This is a genomic window from Enterobacter sp. 200527-13, from assembly GCF_027924865.1.
GTDB lineage: Bacteria > Pseudomonadota > Gammaproteobacteria > Enterobacterales > Enterobacteriaceae > Enterobacter > Enterobacter ludwigii.
Genome location: NZ_BSCM01000003.1, coordinates 1 through 20932, shown reverse-complemented (window position 1 = coordinate 20932; position 20932 = coordinate 1). Strand labels below are relative to the sequence as shown.

The following is a 20932-nucleotide window of genomic DNA, read 5'->3' as shown; positions in this document are numbered from 1 at the left end:
TTTTATCAGTACATTTTGACAGGAAGAGTATTTTGACTACTGACACTCATACTCTGCATATTGAAGAGATTTTAGAACTTCTGCCGCACCGCTACCCGTTTTTGCTGGTAGACCGTGTGCTGGATTTTGAAGAAGGTCGTTTTCTGCGCGCAGTGAAAAATGTTTCCGTGAACGAGCCGTTCTTCCAGGGACACTTCCCGGGTAAACCTATCTTCCCGGGTGTGTTGATTCTGGAAGCGATGGCACAGGCTACCGGTATTCTTGCGTTTAAAAGCGTGGGCAAACTGGAGCCGGGTGAGCTGTACTACTTCGCGGGTATCGATGAAGCGCGCTTCAAGCGTCCTGTCGTGCCTGGTGATCAGATGATCATGGAAGTCACTTTTGAAAAAACGCGTCGCGGCCTGACTCGCTTCAAAGGCGTAGCTCTGGTTGACGGCAAAGTTGTTTGCGAAGCGACTATGATGTGTGCTCGTAGCCGGGAGTCTTGATACGTGATTGATAAATCCGCCTTTATTCATCCTACCGCCATTGTGGAAGTCGGTGCCATTATTGGTGCTAACGTCCATATTGGCCCATTTTGTATTGTTGGACCCCATGTCGAAATTGGTGAGGGTACAGTACTGAAATCTCACGTTGTCGTGAATGGTCATACGACTATTGGCTGCAATAACGAGATCTATCAGTTCGCTTCCATCGGCGAAGTAAACCAGGATCTTAAATATGCTGGTGAGTCGACCCGTCTGGAAATCGGCGATCGTAACCGCATTCGCGAAAGCGTCACCATTCATCGTGGAACAGTACAGGGTGGTGGATTGACGAAGGTGGGCAGCGACAACCTGTTTATGGTTAATGCGCATATCGCGCACGACTGTACGGTAGGTAACCGCTGTATTCTTGCCAACAACGCAACGCTGGCAGGACACGTATCGGTAGATGATTTCGCAATTATTGGCGGCATGACCGCAGTCCATCAGTTCTGCATCATTGGTGCACACGTGATGGTCGGCGGATGCTCCGGTGTGGCGCAGGATGTCCCACCGTTCGTCATTGCGCAGGGTAACCATGCCACGCCGTTTGGCGTGAACATCGAAGGCCTCAAGCGTCGTGGCTTTAGTCGCGAAGCGATTACTGCAATCCGCAACGCGTACAAACTGTTGTACCGTAGCGGTAAAACGCTGGAAGAGGCGAAGCCGAAAATTGCCGAGCTGGCGGAGAAGCACCCTGAAGTGAACGAGTTCATGACGTTCTTTGACCGTTCCACAAGGGGTCTGATTCGTTAATGGTCGACAGTCGTCCGCTTACGATAGCCCTGGTCGCCGGAGAAACCTCCGGCGATATTCTTGGTGCAGGTCTTATCCGTGCGCTCAAGGCCCGGGTACCCAATGCGCGCTTTGTAGGCGTTGCTGGCCCGTTGATGCAGGCCGAAGGCTGTGAAGCCTGGTATGAAATGGAAGAGCTGGCTGTGATGGGTATCGTTGAGGTGCTGGGTCGCCTGCGCCGTCTGCTGCACATTCGTGCCGATCTCACCCGTCGCTTTACCGAACTCAAACCCGATGTGTTTGTCGGTATCGATGCACCGGATTTCAACATTACCCTCGAAGGGAATCTGAAGCAGAAGGGCATCAAAACCATTCATTATGTCAGTCCGTCCGTCTGGGCGTGGCGACAGAAACGCGTTTTCAAAATCGGACGGTCAACCAACCTGGTACTGGCTTTTCTGCCTTTCGAAAAAGCGTTTTACGACAAATTTAATGTCCCGTGCCGTTTTATCGGTCATACCATGGCGGATGCAATGCCGCTGGATCCGGATAAAAACGCGGCGCGCGATGTGCTGGGTATTCCTCATGATGCGCACTGTCTGGCACTGCTGCCCGGTAGCCGTGGTGCAGAAGTCGAGATGCTCAGCGCGGACTTCCTGAAAACGGCGCAAATCCTTCGCAAGACCTATCCTGACCTCGAAGTGGTTGTGCCGCTGGTGAATGCAAAACGTCGCGAGCAGTTTGAGCGCATCAAGGCGGAGGTTGCTCCGGATCTCCATGTTCATCTGCTGGACGGGAAGGGCCGTGAGGCGATGGTCGCAAGCGACGCCGCACTGCTGGCCTCCGGCACCGCTGCGCTGGAGTGTATGCTGGCGAAATGCCCGATGGTGGTAGGCTATCGCATGAAGCCGTTCACCTTCTGGCTGGCGAAACGTCTGGTGAAAACGGACTATGTCTCTCTGCCAAACCTGCTTGCCGGGCGCGAGCTGGTGAAAGAGCTTCTGCAGGATGAGTGCGAGCCGCAGGCGCTAGCCGATGCGTTGTTACCGCTACTGGCCGATGGCAAAACCAGCCACCAGATGCATGATACGTTTCGTGAACTGCATCAGCAGATCCGCTGTAATGCCGATGAACAAGCGGCTGAAGCGGTGCTGGAGTTAGCAAAATGATGGAATTTATTTATCCTCATACCCACCTCGTGGCGGGTGTGGACGAAGTCGGTCGTGGCCCGTTAGTGGGTGCAGTGGTGACCGCTGCGGTGATCCTCGATCCTGCTCGCCCGATTATCGGGTTAAACGACTCTAAAAAATTGTCTGAAAAGCGCCGTCTGGCGCTGTTTAGTGAGATTCAGGAAAAGGCGCTGGCCTGGAGCCTGGGGCGTGCAGAGCCGCATGAGATCGACGAACTCAATATTTTGCATGCCACTATGCTGGCGATGCAGCGTGCAGTGGCGGGTCTGAAAATTGCCCCGGAGTATGTCCTGATTGACGGAAACCGCTGCCCTGCGTTGCCGATGCCGTCAATGGCGGTGGTGAAAGGCGATAGCCGGGTCGCAGAAATCAGTGCGGCTTCTATCATTGCCAAAGTGACGCGTGATGCCGAAATGGCCGCGCTGGACCTCACTTACCCTCAGTATGGCTTCGCCCAGCATAAGGGGTATCCAACGGCCTTTCATCTGGAAAGGCTGGCTGAACATGGCGCAACTGAACATCACCGACGCAGCTTTGGCCCGGTGAAACGCGCGCTGGGACTGGTGTCCTGAATCAATACGCAAGCAATTAAGTAACGCGGAATCTGAAGATGGCTGAACCACGTTTCGTACACCTGCGGGTGCATAGCGACTACTCCATGATCGATGGGCTGGCGAAGACCGGGCCGCTGGTAAAAAAGGCGGCCTCGCTTGGCATGCCTGCGCTGGCGATCACCGATTTTACCAACCTGTGTGGCCTGGTGAAGTTCTACGGAGCGGCGCATGGCGCGGGGATGAAACCCATCGTTGGCGCGGATTTTCACGTCCAAAGCGATCTTATCGGCGATGAATTGACGCAAATCTCCGTGTTAGCGATGAATAACGTAGGGTATCAAAACCTGACTCTGCTTATCTCCAAAGCCTATCAGCGCGGCTATGGCGCACTGGGGCCGTGGATCGACCGGGACTGGCTGGCTGAGCTGAACGACGGGCTGCTACTGATCTCCGGCGGCCGTATGGGTGATGTCGGAAAATGTCTGCTGCGTGGCAACAGTGCGCTGGTGGATCAGTGCGTGTCGTTCTATGAAGAACATTTCCCGGATCGTTACTACCTTGAGCTGATCCGCACCGGTCGGCAGGACGAAGAGAGTTACCTGCACGCCGCGGTTGCGCTGGCTGAAGAACGCGGCCTGCCCGTGGTGGCAACCAATGACGTGCGTTTCCTTGAGCCTGGCGATTTTGACGCGCATGAGATTCGCGTCGCGATCCATGATGGCTTCACGCTTGACGATCCGAAACGTCCGCGTAACTACTCGACGCAGCAGTACATGCGCAATGAAGAGGAGATGTGCGAACTCTTCTCCGATATCCCGGAAGCGCTGGAGAACAGCGTTGAGATAGCCAAACGCTGTAACGTCACCGTGCGCCTTGGCGAATACTTCCTGCCGCAGTTCCCGACCGGGGACATGACCACGGAAGACTTCCTGGTCATGAAGTCAAAAGAAGGACTCGAAGAGCGTCTGGAATTCCTCTTCCCGGATGAAGAAGAGCGTAAAAAACGTCGACCAGAATATGACGAGCGCCTGGATATCGAACTCCAGGTGATCAACCAGATGGGTTTCCCGGGCTACTTCCTGATCGTTATGGAGTTTATCCAGTGGTCGAAGGATAACGGCGTACCGGTTGGACCGGGGCGTGGCTCCGGTGCGGGCTCGCTGGTAGCCTATGCACTCAAAATTACCGACCTCGACCCGCTGGAATTTGACCTGCTGTTCGAACGTTTCCTTAACCCGGAACGTGTCTCGATGCCCGACTTTGACGTCGACTTCTGCATGGAGAAACGCGACCAGGTTATTGAACACGTGGCGGACATGTACGGCCGCGACGCGGTATCGCAGATTATTACCTTCGGTACGATGGCAGCGAAAGCGGTTATTCGCGACGTTGGCCGTGTACTGGGGCATCCGTACGGTTTTGTCGATCGTATCTCTAAACTGGTGCCACCTGACCCAGGTATGACGCTGGCAAAAGCGTTTGAAGCTGAACCACAGCTGCCAGAAATCTACGAAGCCGATGAAGAAGTTAAAGCGCTGATCGACATGGCCCGCAAGCTGGAAGGCGTCACGCGTAACGCCGGTAAGCATGCGGGTGGGGTAGTTATCGCGCCGACCAAAATCACCGATTTTGCGCCGCTATACTGCGATGAAGCGGGCCAGCATCCGGTCACCCAGTTTGACAAGAACGACGTCGAATACGCCGGGCTGGTGAAGTTTGACTTCCTCGGTCTGCGTACGCTCACCATCATCAACTGGGCGCTGGAGATGATCAACGCCCGTCGCGAGAAGAACGGCGAGCCGCCGCTGGATATCGCGGCCATTCCGCTTGATGATAAGAAAAGTTTCGACATGCTGCAGCGCTCGGAGACCACCGCCGTCTTCCAGCTTGAATCCCGCGGCATGAAAGATTTGATTAAGCGCCTGCAGCCTGACTGCTTCGAAGATATGATCGCACTGGTGGCCCTGTTCCGTCCGGGCCCGCTACAGTCAGGGATGGTAGATAACTTTATCGACCGTAAGCACGGGCGTGAAGAGATTTCCTATCCGGATGTGCAGTGGCAGCACGAGTGCCTGAAGCCCGTTCTGGAGCCAACCTACGGCATTATCCTGTACCAGGAACAGGTTATGCAGATTGCCCAGGTGCTCTCTGGCTACACTCTTGGCGGCGCGGACATGCTGCGTCGTGCGATGGGTAAGAAAAAGCCGGAAGAGATGGCCAAGCAGCGCGGCACTTTCGAAGAAGGCGCAAGAAAAAACGGTATTGATGGCGAGCTGGCGATCAAAATCTTTGACCTGGTAGAGAAATTCGCCGGGTACGGATTTAACAAATCCCACTCTGCTGCCTATGCTTTGGTCTCTTACCAGACGCTGTGGCTGAAAGCGCACTATCCTGCTGAATTTATGGCGGCGGTTATGACTGCCGATATGGACAACACCGAGAAGGTGGTTGGCCTGGTGGATGAGTGCTGGCGCATGGGGCTTAAGATCCTGCCGCCGGATATCAACTCCGGTCTCTATCATTTCCACGTCAACGAGCACGGGGAAATTGTTTACGGGATTGGCGCGATAAAAGGCGTGGGTGAAGGCCCTATTGAGGCAATCCTCGAAGCGCGTAACAACGGCGGTTATTTCCGCGAGTTGTTCGATCTTTGCGCCCGTACGGACACCAAAAAACTGAACCGCCGCGTGCTTGAAAAACTGATCATGTCCGGCGCGTTCGACAGGCTGGGGCCGCATCGTGCCGCGCTGATGAACTCTCTCGGCGATGCGCTGAAAGCGGCGGATCAGCACGCCAAAGCGGAAGCGATCGGTCAGGCGGATATGTTTGGCGTACTGGCGGAAGAGCCAGAGCAGATAGAGCAGTCTTATGCCAGCTGCCAGCCGTGGCCAGAACAGGTGATGCTGGATGGAGAGCGTGAAACGTTAGGTTTATACCTGACGGGGCACCCCATCACCCAGTACATCAAAGAAATTGAGCGCTATGTCGGAGGCTACAGGCTGAAAGACATGCATCCGACAGAACGTGGTAAAATCACCACGGCTGCGGGGCTCGTGATTGCTGCAAGGGTTATGGTCACCAAGCGCGGCAATCGTATCGGCATCTGTACGTTGGATGACCGTTCCGGGCGTCTGGAGGTGATGTTGTTCACCGACGCGCTGGATAAATACCAGCATTTGCTGGAAAAAGACCGCATACTTATCGTCAGCGGACAGGTCAGCTTTGATGACTTCAGTGGGGGGCTTAAAATGACCGCCCGCGAAGTGATGGACATTGACGAAGCCCGGGAAAAATATGCTCGCGGGCTTGCTATCTCGCTGACGGACAGGCAAATTGATGACCAGCTTTTAAACCGACTCCGTCAGTCTCTGGAACCCCACCGCTCGGGGACAATTCCAGTACATCTCTACTATCAGAGGGCGGATGCACGTGCGCGGTTGCGCTTTGGTGCAACGTGGCGTGTCTCTCCGAGCGATCGTTTACTTAACGATCTCCGTGGCCTCATTGGTTCGGAGCAGGTGGAACTGGAGTTTGACTAATACAGGAATACTATGAGTCTGAATTTCCTTGATTTCGAACAGCCGATTGCTGAGCTGGAAGCGAAAATCGATTCTCTGACAGCGGTAAGCCGTCAGGATGAAAAACTGGATATTAACATCGATGAAGAAGTGCATCGTCTGCGTGAGAAAAGCGTAGAACTGACGCGCAAAATCTTTGCCGATCTCGGCGCATGGCAGATCGCCCAGCTGGCGCGTCATCCACAGCGTCCGTACACCCTGGATTATGTCCGCCTGGCGTTTGACGAATTTGACGAACTGGCAGGCGATCGCGCTTACGCTGACGACAAAGCTATCGTCGGCGGCATCGCACGTCTGGACGGGCGCCCGGTGATGATCATTGGTCATCAGAAAGGCCGTGAAACCAAAGAGAAAATTCGTCGTAACTTTGGTATGCCGGCACCAGAAGGCTATCGTAAAGCCCTGCGTCTGATGGAGATGGCTGAGCGTTTCAAGATGCCCATCATCACCTTCATCGACACCCCGGGTGCGTATCCTGGCGTGGGCGCGGAAGAGCGTGGCCAGTCAGAAGCCATCGCGCGTAACCTTCGCGAGATGTCTCGCCTGAAGGTGCCGGTCATCTGTACCGTTATCGGTGAAGGGGGGTCCGGTGGTGCGCTGGCGATTGGCGTGGGCGATAAAGTGAATATGCTGCAGTACAGCACCTATTCCGTTATCTCCCCGGAAGGTTGTGCCTCTATTCTGTGGAAGAGCGCCGATAAAGCGCCTCTGGCTGCAGAAGCGATGGGCATCATTGCCCCACGTCTGAAAGAGCTGAAGCTGATCGACTCCGTGATCCCTGAACCTCTGGGCGGCGCGCATCGTAAGCCGGAAGTGATGGCGGCTTCCCTGAAAGCGCAGCTGCTGGCAGACCTGGCGGACCTGGATGTCCTGAGCACAGAAGATCTGCTCAACCGTCGTTACCAGCGTCTGATGACCTACGGTTACGCGTAAGCTTCACAATTATCCTAAAAGCCGCACATTGTTGCGGCTTTTTTTATGCCTGCCGTTTACCTTAACTATGCTTAGCTAATGTTTTTCAAGGAGGTAAACCGTGAACATCATCGCCATTATGGGGCCGCACGGCGTCTTTTATAAAGACGAGCCCATTAAGGAGCTGGAGCACGCCCTTCAGTCCCGCGGGTACCAGCTGATTTGGCCGCACAATAGCGCCGACCTGCTGAAATTTATCGAGCACAACCCTCGCATCTGTGGCGTGATCTTCGACTGGGACGAGTACGACATGGAGTTGTGCAGCGATATCAATAAGCTGAACGAATATCTCCCGCTGTACGCTTTTATTAATACCCACTCGACAATGGACGTGAGCGCTCATGATATGCGAATGGCGCTGTGGTTCTTTGAATACTCACTCGGTGTCGCGGAAGATATTGCGACCCGTATTCAACAGTACACCGGTGAATATCTCGATAACATCACGCCACCGTTTACCCGCGCGCTGTTCACTTACGTCAAAGAAGGCAAATACACCTTCTGCACGCCTGGCCATATGGCAGGGACGGCCTATCAAAAAAGCCCGGTGGGTTGTTTGTTCTATGATTTCTTCGGGGGCAACACGCTCAAAGCGGACGTGTCGATTTCCGTCACTGAACTCGGATCGCTGCTCGATCACACCGGACCGCACCTGGAAGCTGAAGAATACATTGCCCGGACTTTTGGGGCCGAGCAGAGTTATATGGTGACCAACGGCACCTCGACATCAAATAAAATCGTCGGAATGTACGCCGCACCCGCCGGTAGCACCTTGCTGATTGACCGTAACTGCCACAAGTCGCTGGCTCATCTGCTGATGATGAGCGATGTCGTGCCGTTATGGCTCTCCCCGACGCGAAACGCGCTTGGGATCCTCGGCGGGATCCCGCGTCGTGAATTTAGCCACGCCGCGATTGAACATAAGGTCGCGGCGATCCCGGGGGCAAGCTGGCCGATCCATGCGGTCATCACTAACTCCACCTATGACGGTCTGCTCTATAACACCAACTGGATTAAGCAGACGCTGGATGTGCCGTCGATCCACTTTGACTCCGCGTGGGTGCCATACACCAACTTTCATCCGATTTACGCGGGAAAAAGCGGCATGAGCGGTGAGCGCGTGCCGGGCAAAGTGTTTTTCGAAACACAGTCGACGCACAAAATGCTGGCCGCGTTTTCTCAGGCCTCGCTTATTCACATCAAAGGCGAGTACGACGAAGAGACGTTTAACGAAGCCTTTATGATGCACACCACCACCTCGCCAAGCTATCCGCTGGTGGCCTCTATTGAAACGGCGGCGGCAATGCTGCGCGGGAATCCGGGCAAGCGTCTGATCAATCGGTCTGTAGAGCGGGCGCTGCATTTCCGTAAAGAAGTTCAGCGGCTGAAAGATGAAGCGGACGGCTGGTTCTTCGATATCTGGCAACCCGAAGAGATTGATGAGGCCGAGTGCTGGCCTGTCTCACCCGGCGAGAGCTGGCACGGTTTTCGCGATGCCGACGCCGACCATATGTTCCTCGACCCGGTGAAGGTGACGATCCTGACGCCGGGAATGGACGAACAGGGCACGATGAGTGACGAAGGCATTCCTGCTGCTCTGGTGGCAAAATTCCTTGATGAACGTGGCGTGGTGGTGGAGAAAACCGGCCCGTATAACCTCTTGTTCCTGTTCAGTATTGGGATTGATAAAACCCGTGCGATGGGCTTATTGCGCGGACTGATGGAGTTTAAGCGCGCTTACGATCTCAACCTGCGGGTGAAAAATATGCTGCCGGATCTTTATGCTGAAGATCCTGACTTCTACCGCAATATGCGCATTCAGGATCTGGCCCAGGGGATCCATCGGCTGATCCGTCAGCACGATCTGCCGCGCCTGATGCTGCAGGCGTTTGACGTGCTGCCGGAGATGAAGTTGACCCCACACAAGGCCTGGCAACGTCAGGTGAAAGGGGAGGTTGAAACCGTCGAGCTGGAAAATCTGGTCGGGCGCGTGTCGGCTAACATGATCCTGCCTTATCCGCCGGGCGTACCGTTGTTGATGCCGGGGGAGATGATCACCGAAGAGAGTCGGGCGGTACTCGATTTTCTGCTGATGCTCTGCTCAGTGGGGCGCCACTATCCGGGCTTTGAGACTGATATTCACGGGGCGAAGCGCGATGAGCAAGGGGTTTACTGGGTGCGAGTCCTAAAATAAGGGCGACAGCTTGCCAGGCCCGGGTTGTCGGTTGTAACGTTCAGGCATCATAAAAAGGAGAAGCTATGCTGGGTTTAAAACAGGTTCATCATATTGCGATCATTGCCACCGATTACGCAAAAAGTAAGGCCTTCTACTGCGATATTCTGGGCTTTACGTTATTAAGCGAGGCTTACCGTGAGGAGCGTGACTCCTGGAAAGGCGATCTCGCTTTAAACGGGCAATATGTGATTGAGCTGTTCTCTTTTCCTTTTCCGCCAGCACGTCCGTCCCGCCCGGAAGCCTGCGGCCTGCGCCACCTTGCCTTTAGCGTCGACGACATTGATCGCGCCGTAAAACATCTGGAGACCCACGGCGTGAAGTGCGAAGCGATTCGTATCGATCCGTTCACCGACAAGCGTTTTACCTTTTTCAACGATCCGGATGGCCTTCCGCTGGAGCTTTACCAGCAGTAATTTCCACCCTGTGTGATAATGCCCGCTCAGTTCGGGCATTTTTATGTGTGATTTTATATGACCCTACCCGCGATTGCTCAAGCCGTTTCACCGTACCGCCAGCTGCTGGTGGGGTTTAGCGGTGGCCTGGATTCCACCGTTCTGCTCCACCGTCTCAAACTCTGGCGTGACAACGAGCCTGATATTCAGCTTCGGGCGATGCACATTCATCACGGGTTAAGCCCGCACGCGGATGCGTGGGTGGCACACTGCGAGGCGGTGTGTGCAGCATGGGCGATCCCGCTGACTGTTGAACGTGTACATCTCCATGATGAGGGGCAGGGCATTGAGGCGCAGGCGCGTAAAGCTCGCTATGCCGCTTTTGCCGCTGAATTACAGCCTGACGAAGCGCTGGTCACGGCGCAGCATCTCGATGACCAGTGCGAGACGTTATTACTGGCCCTCAAACGAGGAAGCGGCCCGGCGGGACTATCCGCGATGCCAGAACGGGCTGATTTCGCCGGATCGCACCTCCTTCGCCCACTGCTTGGCGAGACGCGAGCCTCGCTGGAAACGTGGGCACGGGAACACGGGCTGAGCTGGATTGAAGATGAAAGCAACCAGGATGACCGCTATGACCGTAACTTCCTGCGTCTGCGTGTCGTACCGCTTCTGAGCGAGCGCTGGCCGCACTTTGCAGAAGCGGCAGCACGCAGCGCCATGCTGTGCGCTGAACAGGAGAGTCTGCTGGACGAGCTGCTGAGCGAAGAGCTGGCGGGACTGATTACCGCGCAGGGATCGCTTACCATCGCACCGCTGGAAGCGATGAGCCCGGCGCGTCGGGCCGCATTGTTACGACGCTGGCTGGCCTCTCACGGTGCCGCTATGCCGTCGCGGGCAATGCTGGCTCGTCTCTGGGATGAAGTCGCCCTGGCGCGGGAAGATGCTACGCCGTGTGTGCACCTGAACGGTTTCGATGTCAGACGCTATAAAGGGGCGCTCTGGTGGGTTAAATCATCCCCCTCGCTCGCCGACAGGGTGCTTGACTGGCCGTCGCTTGCGGAACCGCTGCTGTTGCCCTGTGATGCCGGTCGTGTGTCTCTGGTGCCAACCGGCCATGTGCGTCTGCCTGAACCCGGGGAGCCAGTAACCGTGCGCTTTAAGGCGGGCGGTCTGCTGCATATTGTCGGGCGCAACGGAGGGCGGAAGCTGAAGAAAATCTGGCAGGAGAGCAATGTGCCGCCCTGGCGACGCGATACCACGCCGCTACTTTTCTACGGTGAAACGCTGATTGCTGCTGCGGGGGTATTCATTACGCAAGAGGGGTGGGCAGAAACGGGCGTGCAGTTTGAGTGGAAAGCGTAACGGGCAGCCGGGCTGCCCGTTAGTGTCATCAGGATTCGCTCACCACAATGGTGCCGATTTGCGGGTGGCTGAAGCTGGCAATTTTGTCCAGACGTAGCTCACGCGTCGCCCCGGCATCTTCCACTATCAGATATTCCACATTCTTTCGCGAAACCAGGTCGCTGGCTTTTGCCTTCAACACTTCGCCATCTTTTAGCTCCAACGTCAGTATTAAATGATGCTGGCAGGCGAGTTCGAGGTTGTCATAGTCATCACAATTGATGGGTTGATAAGTTTCATTCATTGACATAATCGCTCACCAGTAAATTCGCCGCAGCATACGCTGCTTTTTCCCTGACCGATTCTGAAAGGCCCTCATCAGAGGCCACTTCATTAAGCACTTTCAATACACAGCCCAACGCGTCCGGGACATACCCCAGATCTCCGCTGGCGATTTCCGCATACCGTTTGCGAATTAACTCACAATAATTATTCACATCCCCTCCCGCCAGCGCACTGACTTACTGTGAGATATCATTAAGCCTACGAAGATAAACTCGGTTTAGCAAGGTGACTATACCATACTCATTTAAGCAATATCAGCGCCTTGATAGCCGGTGAATGTTCATCCGGGAACAGCCTTTTTATTCCTTTTTCGCTACAATGTGCGCCTGATTCGAAAGGAGTTCTCTCATGGCGCTGAAAGCGACAATTTATAAAGCTGTGGTCAATGTGGCAGATCTTGACCGCAACCAGTTCCTGGATGCGTCACTCACTCTGGCACGCCACCCCTCTGAAACCCAGGAGCGCATGATGCTGCGCCTGCTGGCGTGGATAAAGTATGCTGACGAGCGTCTGCAATTTAGCCGTGGCTTAAGCGCTGAGGACGAGCCAGAGGCCTGGCTGCACAACGATCATCTGGGTATCGATTTATGGATTGAACTCGGTCTGCCGGATGAGCGCCGCATTAAAAAGGCCTGCACGCAGTCCGCTAACGTGGCGTTATTCGCGTATAATCAACGTGCTGCGGAAATCTGGTGGCAGCAAAGCAAGAGCAAGTGCGGGCAGTTTGCCAACCTTACCGTCTGGTATCTGGACGATGAGCAACTGGCGAAGCTGAGCGAGTTTGCCAGCCGGACGATGGTCCTGCAGGCCACAATTCAGGACGGTGCTATCTGGCTTTCTGATTCTCAGAATAATCTGGAAATTCATTTGACGGCGTGGCAGCCAGCGCCATGATTGTCTTGTCCCGAAACGTTAGTATCCCTGACAATGAGCTGGAGATCACCGCCATCCGTGCTCAGGGGGCGGGTGGACAGCACGTTAACAAGGCTTCAACGGCTATCCATTTGCGCTTTGACATTCGGGCCTCCAGCCTGCCAGAGTATTACAAAGAAAGCCTGCTCGCTGCCAGCCATCACCTGATCACCAGTGACGGCGTGATTGTGATTAAAGCGCAGGAGTACCGCAGCCAGGAGTTGAACCGCGAAGCGGCGATTGCCAGACTGGTGTCGATGATTAAAGAATTAACGGCAGTGCAAAAAAGCCGTCGGGCAACGCGACCGACCCGCGCATCGAAAGAGCGTCGGCTATCGTCGAAGGCCCAAAAATCCACAGTGAAAGCACTACGCGGTAAAGTTCGTCGCCCTACGGAGTGACGAAAAGGAACACAATTTCATAAGGAATTCATTGTGAAAAAAGCATTATTGTCAGCGCTGGCAGTGAGTACGCTGTTTGCGCTTTTCGGGTGTAACAACCGTTCTGAAACGCAGGTCGTGCAGCCTGCGCAGAATGAAGAGTTAAAACCAATGCAGCAGAGCTGGCGCGGCGTTTTACCGTGTGCCGACTGCGAGGGCATTGAAACGTCACTGTTCCTGCAGAAAGACGGTACCTGGGTTATGAACCAGCGTTATCAGGGGGCGAAAGAACCATCTTCCTTTGCGTCCTACGGGACATGGGCGCGTACGGCTGAGAAGCTGGTACTGACGGATACCACCGGTGAGAAAACCTATTTCCGCGCCAAAGGTGAAGGGATGGAGATGCTCGACCGCGAAGGCAATCCGATTGAGTCCCAGTTCAACTATACGCTGGCCCCGGTGAAAGCGGCCCTGCCTGCAACGCCAATGCCAATGCGTGGGATGTATTTCTATATGGCGGATGCGGCGATCTTTACCGACTGCGCCACCGGCAAGAAAATCAGCGTGGCGAACAATGCGCAGCTGGAGCGTGATTACGCTGTTGCGCGCGGCAATGACAGCAAGCCTGTCCTGCTGACGGTAGATGGTCACTTTACGCTGGAGCCGAACCCGGACAGCGGAGAGCTGGTGAAAACGCTGGTGGCAGATAAAGACGCGAAGTTTGTTGCGGGCAAAGACTGTAACAGCAAATAAGCCGATATCGACCCATTAAAAAACCCCGCCTGAGCGGGGTTTTTTGTTGAACGTTAACCTTTAATGGCTTTCACCAGGTAATCAAGAATGTCGCCAGTCTTGATCATCTGCTTTTCACCACTGCGACGGTATTTGTATTCAATGTCGTCGCTGTCGAGGTTACGGTCGCCGATGACTACGGTGTGCGGGATACCGATCAGTTCCATATCGGCAAACATCACGCCTGGACGCTCTTTACGGTCATCCATCAGCACTTCGATACCCTGAGCGCGCAGCTCGGAGTAAAGTTTTTCGGCCAGCTCCTGCACGCGGTAAGACTTGTGCATGTTCATTGGCAGAATAGCCACCTGGAACGGGGCGATATTGTCTGGCCAGACGATGCCACGTTCGTCGTAGTTCTGTTCAATGGCTGCTGCAACCACACGCGTCACACCGATACCGTAGCAACCCATGGTCAGGATCTGGTTGCGGCCATCTTCCCCCTGAACGGCGGCATTCAGCGCGCGGGAATATTTATCCCCCAGCTGGAAGATGTGGCCCACTTCGATACCGCGTTTGATCATCAGGGTGCCCTGGCCGTCCGGGCTTGGATCGCCTGCCACCACGTTACGGATATCAGCCACTTCCGGCGTCGCGACATCGCGATCCCAGTTGATACCGAAGTAATGTTTACCGTCGATGTTAGCGCCAGCGGCGAAGTCGCTCATTGCGGCTACCGTACGGTCAATAACCACCGGAACCGGCATATTCACCGGGCCCAGAGAGCCAGGACCTGCGTTCACGACGGCACGGATTTCCGCTTCCGTTGCGAACGTCAGCGGGCTGGCAACCTGAGGCAGCTTCTCAGCTTTCACTTCGTTCAGTTCGTGATCGCCACGCACCAGCAGGGCAACCAGCGGGTACGCGCTACCTTCGGTGGATTTCACCAGCAGGGTTTTTACCGTTTTTTCGACGGGCAGGTTGAACTGCTCAACCAGCTCGGCAATGGTTTTTGCGTGAGGTGTATCAACCAGCGTCATCTCTTCCGTTGCAGCAGCACGTGGCGCTTTAGGGGCCAGCGCTTCTGCAAACTCGATGTTCGCAGCGTAATCAGAAGAGTCAGAGAAGATCACATCGTCTTCACCGCTCTGAGCCAGAACCTGGAACTCATGAGACGCGCTTCCGCCGATAGAACCGGTATCAGCCTGCACAGCACGGAAATCCAGACCCATACGGGAGAAGATTTTGCTGTAAGCCTCGTACATTTTGTCGTAGGTCTCTTGCAGCGATTCCTGAGACGTATGGAAAGAGTAAGCATCTTTCATCAGGAATTCGCGTGAGCGCATGACGCCGAAACGTGGGCGAACTTCATCACGGAACTTGGTCTGGATCTGGAAGAAGTTTAGCGGCAGCTGTTTGTAAGAGCTCAGCTCATTACGAATCAGGTCGGTAATGACTTCTTCATGCGTAGGGCCGAGGACGAATGGACGCTCGCCACGATCAACGAAACGCAGCAGCTCAGGGCCATATTGCTCCCAACGGCCGCTCTCCTGCCACAGGTCAGCGGGCTGAACCACAGGCATGGACACCTCGATAGCACCGGCGTTGTTCATCTCTTCACGCACGATGTTTTCGACTTTTTTCAGGACGCGCACGCCGGTCGGCAGCCAGGTATATAACCCGGAGGCCAGCTTGCGGATCATCCCGGCGCGCAGCATCAGCTGATGGCTGATCACTTCGGCGTCGGCAGGCGTCTCCTTCAGAGTGGAGAGCAGATATTGGCTAGTACGCATGTTGTTACGGTTCCATTTCGACGATTGGAACAGGCTGAAACACCAGCCTGAGACAAAAAAAGTGGTTTAGTTTACCAGTGTGGCAAAGATGCCAAAAGAGAGGAGGACAAAATTACCTGGGTTCAAGGGCAAACACTTCAAAACCTGCCCCGGTCACGCGCCAGCGAACGTTAAAATCCAGCAGCCAGACGGCGTAGGTTTTCCCGGCGTCCTCTTCTTTACGATAGGCCGGACGGGGGTCCTGTGCCAGCACTTCGGTGATAAAGTCACGAAGGCGGGGATAGCGTGTTTCCAGCTGCTGAAGCTGCGTGGTTATCTCAGCCGTGAAGTGAACAGGCATATCTGCCTGCGGTGCTTCCTGAGCATAGCTTGCGCGGGCGTCGGGTAACGCTTCGGCAAAGGGGAGATACGGCTTGATATCGATAACCGGCGTGCCATCAACCAGGTCAAGGCTGCCTAACTCCAGTATGACCTGATCCTTCTGACAGCGTATACCTTTCAGTTCGACCAGCGACATCCCGACAGGGTTTGGACGGAAGGTTGAGCGCGTCGCAAACACGCCCATCCTGGCGTTGCCTCCCAGGCGAGGAGGGCGTACGGTCGGACGCCAGCCACCTTCCATCGTCTGGTGAAACACAAACACAACCCATAAGTGGCTGAATGCTTCGAGCCCGCGTACGGCATCAGCCTGATTGTAGGGCGCGATCAAGTGAAGCTCGCCACCGCTGGTGACCAGACCTGGCTGGCGTGGCACGGCGAACTTCTCTTTATAGGGAGAGCGAATAACGCCTATCTGTTCGAACTGAAATGAACTCATTTCGCCGTAATGTTCAGCGCCGAGCCGATGCAAACCGCCTGACGGTAGCAACCCGGTGTTCCACTGGTCACTTCGCAGCTATGCAGCAGAACCGCGTTGGCTTTCATTTTTGCCGCGTTGATCTGCATGCGTTTACGCGCTGTTGGGATATTCGGTGGAGAGTCCTGATTGGTAGCCTGACAGGATTCGCCGCTTACTTCACCCAGTTCACGGAAAGGTTTACCCACGAGTTCGTCAGCTTTGGTAATAATGCGAACCGGCGCAGGGCGAGGCGCTTTCGGTTTTACGGGTTCTGCTTTTGGCGGGGTTGCCGTGCTTTGGACAGGTTCAACAGGAGATCTGCTTAGCATAGAACAGCCGCTCAGCATGAGTGCTAAAAGACAGATCGGTAAAGCACGCATAATAATTCCTCAATGGATAATCAAAACGTCAGATATTGAATCAGTTGACTGCACAAATGACAAGACGGGCATAAGCCCGTCTTGATGATATTACACTGAGGTGAGATTACCAGCCCTTAACAGCGCCGCCGTTAAACACTTTGTTGGCTTCCTGGTAAACTTCGTCAGACTGATAAGCCTGTACGAACTTCTTCACGTTTTCCGCATCTTTGTTGTCTTCGCGAGTCACGATCAGGTTTACATACGGGGAGTCTTTGTCTTCAACGAAGATACCGTCTTTCGCTGGCGTCAGGCCAATCTGGCTGGCGTACGTGGTGTTGATAACGGCCAGGGCAATCTGCGCGTCGTCGAGAGAACGTGGCAGCTGTGGGGCTTCCAGCTCAACAATTTTCAGATTTTTCGGATTCTCGGTGACATCCAGAACGGTTGGCAGCAGGCCAACACCGTCTTTCAGCTTAATCAGGCCCACTTTCTGCAGCAGCAGCAGGGAACGGCCAAGGTTGGTTGGGTCGTTAGGAACGGCAACCTGAGAGCCTGGCTGCAGTTCGTCCAGAGATTTAATTTTCTTGGAGTAACCGGCAATAGGGTAAACAAAGGTGTTACCCACACCCACCAGTTTATAGCCGCGGTCCTTGATCTGCTGATCCAGGTAAGGTTTGTGCTGGAAGGCATTGGCGTCGATATCGCCTTTGCTCAGCGCTTCGTTCGGCAGAACGTAATCGTTAAAGGTCACCAGCTCAACGTCCAGACCATACTTCTCTTTCGCGACTTTCTGCGCGACTTCAGCAACCTGCTGTTCTGCACCCACGATAACGCCCACTTTGATGTGGTTTGGATCTTTTTCGTCCTGACCGCAACCCACCAGTGCCAGAGAGCCGATCAGCGCGCCTACCGCTGCAAAGGTCTTTAATTTAAACGCCATGTTATATCCTTAACTCGTCGAGTTTGTGTTGTGTGTAACGTTATTTGTGAGTAACAGTCCGGACGATGCGATCGCCAGAGAACTGGATTAAGTAAACCAGCACAACCAGCAATACCAGAACGGTATTCATTACGGTAGCGTTATAACCAATATAGCCGTACTGGTAGCCAATCTGGCCTAAACCGCCGGCGCCAACGGCACCGCCCATCGCGGAATAACCCACCAGAGTAATCAACGTAATGGTTGCCGCATTCACCAGCCCTGGCAGCGCTTCAGGTAGCAGGACTTTACGCACGATCTGCATTGGCGTTGCCCCCATCGCGCGGGAAGCCTCGATCAAACCGGTCGGAATTTCCAGCAGGGCGTTTTCCACCATACGGGCGATAAACGGCGCAGCTCCTACGGTCAGCGGAACGATGGCTGCCTGCAAACCGATAGACGTTCCCACGATCACACGGGTAAATGGAATCATCCACACCAGCAGAATAATGAACGGGATAGAACGGAAGATATTCACCAGTGCAGACAGGGTGCGATACAGCTTCGCGTTCTCAATGATTTGTCCCGGGCGCGTCACATACAACAGCACGCCGACCGGCAGACCAATCACAAAACCAAAGAAGCCTGATACAAAGGTCATTGCCAGCGTTTCCCAAACGCCGCGAACCAGCAGCCACATCATCGGCTCAGACATAACCCAGTACCTCTACTTTTACGTGATGTTCTTGCAGCCAGGCAATTGCCGCCTGGGTTTCTGCTTGTGTGCCGTGCATTTCCGTCAGCATGATGCCGAACTTCACGCCACCGGCGTAATCCATTTGCGCGCTGATGATGTTGTTATTCACATTAAAGCGGCGCGCGGTTTCGGACAGCAGCGGTGCATCGACGGACTGGCCAGTGAACTCCATACGCAGCATCGGGACGCTGTCAGCGGTCGATTCTGTTTTTAAACGCTCCAGATAATCTTCCGGAATATCCAGGTGCAGCGTGGACTGAATAAACTGTTGTGCCAGTGGGGTTTTCGGATGGGAAAACACTTCGCTGACCGTGTCTTGCTCAATCAACTCACCGTTGCTGATTACCGCGACGCAATCACAGATGCGTTTCACCACGTCCATTTCATGTGTAATAAGGAGAATGGTCAGGCCGAGGCGACGGTTGATGTCCTTCAGCAGCTCCAGAATGGAACGCGTAGTGGCGGGATCTAATGCGCTGGTGGCTTCATCGCACAGCAGCACTTTCGGGTTACTTGCCAGCGCGCGGGCAATGGCCACACGCTGTTTTTGTCCACCGGACAGGTTTGCCGGGTAGCTATCGTGTTTATCACCCAGACCGACGAGATCCAGCAGTTCGGTTACGCGACGCTTAACTTCTTCTTTTGGCGTGTTGTCCAGTTCCAGCGGCAAGGCAACGTTGCCAAACACCGTACGGGAGGCCAGCAGGTTAAAGTGCTGGAAGATCATGCCAATCTGGCGGCGTGCTTTCGTCAGTTCTTTCTCTGAAAGTGCGGTCAGTTCCTGCCCGCCTACTTCTACACGACCCTGGGTTGGGCGCTCAAGCAGGTTAACACAACGGATCAGCGTACTTTTACCTGCACCCGATGCGCCAATGACGCCATAAATTTGACCAGCAGGAACATGCAGGCTGACATTGTTCAGCGCCTGAATGGTTCGGTTCCCCTGCTGGAACACTTTGGTGATATTGGAAAGTTTAATCATTAGATTATTTTTATCGTATGTAAGTTAGCCGTGGCATTTTCTTCTGCCAGATACGGGTGATGACCGTAAACAAAACGGATGTTAAGGCATCCAGACGTCTAAATCAATCCAACTCTGTACGATGAGCACTTTATTGCGCTGCGATTCATGAGATACTAGCTGTACATGCCTTTTTCAGGAGCAAACCGGTGGCAAAATCAGTACCCGCAATTTTTCTCGATCGTGATGGCACTATTAATGTGGATCACGGTTATGTCCACGAGATTGATGAGTTCGAGTTTATCGAGGGCGTTATCGATGCCATGCGCCAGCTGAAAGAGATGGGCTATGCGCTGGTGGTCGTGACCAATCAGTCCGGTATCGCACGTGGAAAATTCACCGAGGCGCAATTCGAGACGCTGACGGAATGGATGGACTGGTCGCTGGCTGACCGCGGTGTTGAACTTGATGGCATTTACTATTGCCCGCACCACCCGCAGGGAACTGTAGAAGAGTTTCGCCAGACGTGTGATTGCCGCAAGCCGCATCCGGGAATGTTTATCTCTGCGCAGGAATTCCTGCATATCGATATGGCTGCTTCTTATATGGTGGGCGATAAACTGGAAGATATGCAGGCAGCAACCGCCGCAGGTGTGGGGACTAAAATACTTGTGCGCACCGGCAAACCTGTGATCCCTGAAGCAGAGAGTGCCGCGGATTGGGTGATTAATAGCCTGGCAGAGCTGCCAAAAGAGATTAAAAAGCACCAAAAATAGCCTTTTTGGTGAAAAGGTGAGCGGTCAAAATAAAAATGCATATTTCCGCTTGTCATTCCTCGGCGGCACCCTATAATGCGCCTCCATCGACACGGCAGATGTGAATCACTTCACAGATAACCCGGTCGGTTGAAGAGAAAAAATCCTGAACATCAGGGTTGACTCTGAAAGAGGAAAGCGTAATATACGCCACCTCGCGACGGTGAGCTGTAAGCCGCGTCGCAACTGCTCTTTAACAATTTATCAGACAATCTGTGTGGGCACTCAAAGTGACATGGATTCTTAATGTCTTCGGACACTAAATGAATACCAAAGTCTCTGAGTGAACATACGTAATTCATTACGAAGTTTAATTCACGAGCATCAAACTTAAATTGAAGAGTTTGATCATGGCTCAGATTGAACGCTGGCGGCAGGCCTAACACATGCAAGTCGAACGGTAGCACAGAGAGCTTGCTCTCGGGTGACGAGTGGCGGACGGGTGAGTAATGTCTGGGAAACTGCCTGATGGAGGGGGATAACTACTGGAAACGGTAGCTAATACCGCATAACGTCGCAAGACCAAAGAGGGGGACCTTCGGGCCTCTTGCCATCAGATGTGCCCAGATGGGATTAGCTAGTAGGTGGGGTAA

The 20932-nt window shown here is 54.2% G+C and carries 21 protein-coding genes and 1 rRNA gene; 14 read left to right on the top strand and 8 right to left on the bottom strand.

Annotation, left to right across the window (positions count from 1 at the left end; all coding sequences use genetic code 11):
* Nucleotides 1–32 precede the first annotated feature (32 nt).
* The 9 genes from fabZ to tilS all read left to right on the top strand — a co-directional run bounded on the left by fabZ (nucleotide 33) and on the right by tilS (nucleotide 11546).
* On the top strand, nucleotides 33–488 hold the full coding sequence (fabZ, locus tag QMG44_RS12245; protein ID WP_010426706.1) for a 3-hydroxyacyl-ACP dehydratase FabZ: 456 nt from the start codon (nucleotides 33–35) through the stop codon (nucleotides 486–488).
* 3 nt (nucleotides 489–491) lie between these two features.
* Nucleotides 492–1280, top strand: coding sequence for an acyl-ACP--UDP-N-acetylglucosamine O-acyltransferase (gene lpxA / locus QMG44_RS12240; protein WP_086533248.1), 789 nt, complete (start codon nucleotides 492–494; stop codon nucleotides 1278–1280).
* A complete protein-coding gene (gene lpxB / locus QMG44_RS12235) occupies nucleotides 1280–2428 on the top strand; it encodes a lipid-A-disaccharide synthase (RefSeq protein ID WP_020882621.1) in 1149 nt (382 codons plus the stop codon). The genes lpxA and lpxB overlap by 1 nt, the downstream gene beginning before the upstream one ends.
* Nucleotides 2425–3021: a ribonuclease HII gene (gene rnhB, locus QMG44_RS12230; protein WP_032679643.1), complete on the top strand. Its 597-nt coding sequence runs from the start codon at nucleotides 2425–2427 to the stop codon at nucleotides 3019–3021. The genes lpxB and rnhB overlap by 4 nt, the downstream gene beginning before the upstream one ends.
* 38 nt (nucleotides 3022–3059) lie before the next feature.
* Nucleotides 3060–6542, top strand: a complete 3483-nt coding sequence (gene dnaE, locus QMG44_RS12225; protein ID WP_281853092.1) for a DNA polymerase III subunit alpha — start codon at nucleotides 3060–3062, stop codon at nucleotides 6540–6542.
* 12 nt (nucleotides 6543–6554) lie between these two features.
* Entirely contained in the window at nucleotides 6555–7514 is a 960-nt protein-coding gene (gene accA, locus QMG44_RS12220; RefSeq protein WP_014168716.1) for an acetyl-CoA carboxylase carboxyl transferase subunit alpha, read from the top strand.
* Nucleotides 7515–7614: 100 nt separating this feature from the next.
* Entirely contained in the window at nucleotides 7615–9747 is a 2133-nt protein-coding gene (locus tag QMG44_RS12215) for a lysine decarboxylase LdcC (protein ID WP_014168717.1), read from the top strand.
* 65 nt (nucleotides 9748–9812) lie between these two features.
* A complete protein-coding gene (locus QMG44_RS12210) occupies nucleotides 9813–10202 on the top strand; it encodes a VOC family protein (RefSeq protein ID WP_014168718.1) in 390 nt (129 codons plus the stop codon).
* Nucleotides 10203–10259: 57 nt separating this feature from the next.
* Entirely contained in the window at nucleotides 10260–11546 is a 1287-nt protein-coding gene (gene tilS, locus QMG44_RS12205; protein ID WP_086533249.1) for a tRNA lysidine(34) synthetase TilS, read from the top strand.
* Nucleotides 11547–11574: 28 nt separating this feature from the next.
* On the opposite strand, the gene rof is transcribed toward tilS, so the two are convergent.
* Entirely contained in the window at nucleotides 11575–11835 is a 261-nt protein-coding gene (rof, locus tag QMG44_RS12200; RefSeq protein ID WP_086533250.1) for a Rho-binding antiterminator, read from the bottom strand.
* Nucleotides 11822–12022: a YaeP family protein gene (locus QMG44_RS12195; protein ID WP_014168721.1), complete on the bottom strand. Its 201-nt coding sequence runs from the start codon at nucleotides 12020–12022 to the stop codon at nucleotides 11822–11824. The genes rof and QMG44_RS12195 overlap by 14 nt, the downstream gene beginning before the upstream one ends.
* Before the next feature lie 196 nt (nucleotides 12023–12218).
* Between QMG44_RS12195 and QMG44_RS12190 the strand changes: the two genes are divergently transcribed.
* From QMG44_RS12190 to nlpE, 3 genes are read left to right on the top strand one after another with little or no spacing between them, the layout of a single operon-like run.
* A complete protein-coding gene (locus QMG44_RS12190; protein WP_014168722.1) occupies nucleotides 12219–12764 on the top strand; it encodes a YaeQ family protein in 546 nt (181 codons plus the stop codon).
* Entirely contained in the window at nucleotides 12761–13183 is a 423-nt protein-coding gene (gene arfB / locus QMG44_RS12185; protein ID WP_020882624.1) for an alternative ribosome rescue aminoacyl-tRNA hydrolase ArfB, read from the top strand. Before QMG44_RS12190 ends, arfB begins: the two co-directional genes overlap by 4 nt.
* A 33-nt stretch (nucleotides 13184–13216) precedes the next feature.
* Complete coding sequence (gene nlpE / locus QMG44_RS12180) at nucleotides 13217–13915, top strand: envelope stress response activation lipoprotein NlpE (RefSeq protein WP_014168724.1); 699 nt, start codon at nucleotides 13217–13219, stop codon at nucleotides 13913–13915.
* 53 nt (nucleotides 13916–13968) lie between these two features.
* On the opposite strand, the gene proS is transcribed toward nlpE, so the two are convergent.
* The 6 genes from proS to metN form a co-directional block, all read right to left on the bottom strand.
* A complete protein-coding gene (gene proS, locus QMG44_RS12175; protein ID WP_014168725.1) occupies nucleotides 13969–15687 on the bottom strand; it encodes a proline--tRNA ligase in 1719 nt (572 codons plus the stop codon).
* 112 nt (nucleotides 15688–15799) lie between these two features.
* Nucleotides 15800–16504 carry a tRNA (N6-threonylcarbamoyladenosine(37)-N6)-methyltransferase TrmO gene (gene tsaA / locus QMG44_RS12170; protein ID WP_041162435.1) on the bottom strand — a complete coding sequence of 235 codons (705 nt, stop codon included), beginning with the start codon at nucleotides 16502–16504 and terminating at the stop codon, nucleotides 15800–15802.
* Nucleotides 16501–16905, bottom strand: coding sequence for an Rcs stress response system protein RcsF (rcsF, locus tag QMG44_RS12165; RefSeq protein ID WP_014168727.1), 405 nt, complete (start codon nucleotides 16903–16905; stop codon nucleotides 16501–16503). The genes tsaA and rcsF overlap by 4 nt, the downstream gene beginning before the upstream one ends.
* Before the next feature lie 106 nt (nucleotides 16906–17011).
* The gene (metQ, locus tag QMG44_RS12160; RefSeq protein ID WP_014168729.1) at nucleotides 17012–17827 is read right to left on the bottom strand and encodes a methionine ABC transporter substrate-binding lipoprotein MetQ; all 816 of its coding nucleotides are present in this window, start codon (nucleotides 17825–17827) and stop codon (nucleotides 17012–17014) included.
* Nucleotides 17828–17867: 40 nt separating this feature from the next.
* Nucleotides 17868–18521, bottom strand: coding sequence for a methionine ABC transporter permease MetI (locus QMG44_RS12155; protein ID WP_014168730.1), 654 nt, complete (start codon nucleotides 18519–18521; stop codon nucleotides 17868–17870).
* Nucleotides 18514–19545: a methionine ABC transporter ATP-binding protein MetN gene (gene metN, locus QMG44_RS12150; RefSeq protein ID WP_014168731.1), complete on the bottom strand. Its 1032-nt coding sequence runs from the start codon at nucleotides 19543–19545 to the stop codon at nucleotides 18514–18516. Before metN ends, QMG44_RS12155 begins: the two co-directional genes overlap by 8 nt.
* A gap of 188 nt (nucleotides 19546–19733) precedes the next feature.
* Here metN and gmhB point away from each other — a divergent pair, with 188 nt between their 5' ends.
* A complete protein-coding gene (gene gmhB / locus QMG44_RS12145) occupies nucleotides 19734–20300 on the top strand; it encodes a D-glycero-beta-D-manno-heptose 1,7-bisphosphate 7-phosphatase (protein WP_086533252.1) in 567 nt (188 codons plus the stop codon).
* 371 nt (nucleotides 20301–20671) lie between these two features.
* Nucleotides 20672–20932 (top strand): 16S ribosomal RNA (locus QMG44_RS12140); the annotation flags it as partial.

What these genes read in the sequence shown, in the direction of transcription:
- lpxB (WP_020882621.1), top strand. Translation starts at nt 1,280, where the DNA reads ATGGTCGACAGTCGTCCGCTTACGATAGCCCTGGTCGCCGGAGAAACC.
- rnhB (WP_032679643.1), top strand. Translation starts at nt 2,425, where the DNA reads ATGATGGAATTTATTTATCCTCATACCCACCTCGTGGCGGGTGTGGAC.
- dnaE (WP_281853092.1), top strand. Translation starts at nt 3,060, where the DNA reads ATGGCTGAACCACGTTTCGTACACCTGCGGGTGCATAGCGACTACTCC.
- accA (WP_014168716.1), top strand. Translation starts at nt 6,555, where the DNA reads ATGAGTCTGAATTTCCTTGATTTCGAACAGCCGATTGCTGAGCTGGAA.
- QMG44_RS12210 (WP_014168718.1), top strand. Translation starts at nt 9,813, where the DNA reads ATGCTGGGTTTAAAACAGGTTCATCATATTGCGATCATTGCCACCGAT.
- tilS (WP_086533249.1), top strand. Translation starts at nt 10,260, where the DNA reads ATGACCCTACCCGCGATTGCTCAAGCCGTTTCACCGTACCGCCAGCTG.
- rof (WP_086533250.1), bottom strand. Translation starts at nt 11,835, where the DNA reads ATGTCAATGAATGAAACTTATCAACCCATCAATTGTGATGACTATGAC.
- QMG44_RS12190 (WP_014168722.1), top strand. Translation starts at nt 12,219, where the DNA reads ATGGCGCTGAAAGCGACAATTTATAAAGCTGTGGTCAATGTGGCAGAT.
- arfB (WP_020882624.1), top strand. Translation starts at nt 12,761, where the DNA reads ATGATTGTCTTGTCCCGAAACGTTAGTATCCCTGACAATGAGCTGGAG.
- proS (WP_014168725.1), bottom strand. Translation starts at nt 15,687, where the DNA reads ATGCGTACTAGCCAATATCTGCTCTCCACTCTGAAGGAGACGCCTGCC.
- tsaA (WP_041162435.1), bottom strand. Translation starts at nt 16,504, where the DNA reads ATGAGTTCATTTCAGTTCGAACAGATAGGCGTTATTCGCTCTCCCTAT.
- rcsF (WP_014168727.1), bottom strand. Translation starts at nt 16,905, where the DNA reads ATGCGTGCTTTACCGATCTGTCTTTTAGCACTCATGCTGAGCGGCTGT.
- metQ (WP_014168729.1), bottom strand. Translation starts at nt 17,827, where the DNA reads ATGGCGTTTAAATTAAAGACCTTTGCAGCGGTAGGCGCGCTGATCGGC.
- QMG44_RS12155 (WP_014168730.1), bottom strand. Translation starts at nt 18,521, where the DNA reads ATGTCTGAGCCGATGATGTGGCTGCTGGTTCGCGGCGTTTGGGAAACG.
- metN (WP_014168731.1), bottom strand. Translation starts at nt 19,545, where the DNA reads ATGATTAAACTTTCCAATATCACCAAAGTGTTCCAGCAGGGGAACCGA.